Source organism: Legionella waltersii, assembly GCF_001468085.1.
Classification (GTDB): Bacteria; Pseudomonadota; Gammaproteobacteria; order Legionellales; family Legionellaceae; genus Legionella; species Legionella waltersii.
In genome coordinates, this window is record NZ_LNZB01000060.1 from 371,144 (window position 1) to 372,033 (window position 890).

Below are 890 nucleotides of genomic sequence, written 5' to 3' on the forward strand. Positions count from 1 at the left end.
TAGTGGCATTTTATTGTTTAAAATGCCACTAGCAGTTAACTGTTAAGGCTGTTCATTTTCTCAGTGAGAAATGTCTCGCTGCGCGTGGGGGATTCAGGTCTAAAAAAGCCCCAATTTCTGAAGGGATTGCGGTGCTCTTTGATGGTTTGTTTATGTTCATTTAAAAAGGTACTCATTGTATCACTGAGCTTTTGTTTTGAGTTTCGATTATCCACTTGTTCAAGGTTTTCACAGAGTTGTTTGAGCATCTTAATTTTTTCCTGAGGGCTTTTTTTCAATCCAAACCAGCTGAATTCATTCGTGAGCGTTTGCACGTGGTTCTCTATTGCCACTTTAAGACGATATTTTTCGCTGTCGCAGATAACGGGTTTTGGGACAGTGGTCAGGAGATGCTCCACACCACAGGCAAAGAGCGCTGGCTCGCCGAAGCTATCGAAGCCAAAGACAAAAGTGTCATTGAAACTTGCGACGACACCCTCCAGTGAGTTTAGTGCTTCAGGAAGCTCAATGCGATGCAGGCTGCTCCGGTCGTTTTTATCCCCAAGCCCCAGTTGGCCAAAGTTGTTCCATCCACAGGCAAAGAGCAGTGGCTTTTTATTGCTATCACGGCCAAAGACAAGGGTGTGGAGACCACCTGCGGCGATACCCTCCAGTGAATTGAGGCATTCAGGAAGAGTTACTGGCTGCAGGCTGATCCGGTCGTTTTTATCCCCAAGCCCCAGTTGGCCGTAAAAGTTCAATCCACAGGCAAAGAGCAGTGGTTTTCCGAGGCTGTCGCGGCCAAAGACAAGGGTGTGGTTACTACCTGCGACGACACCCTCCAGTGAGTTGAGTGCTTCAGGAAGCTCGAGGCGCTGCAAGCTGCTCTGGTTGTTTTGATGCCCAAGCCC

1 pseudogene is annotated in these 890 nt (G+C 48.0%); it reads right to left on the minus strand.

Going from position 1 to position 890, the window contains the following annotated elements:
- Positions 1–35: 35 nt before the first annotated feature.
- Positions 36–890 (minus strand): annotated as a pseudogene (locus Lwal_RS14840) (hypothetical protein); the annotation flags it as partial.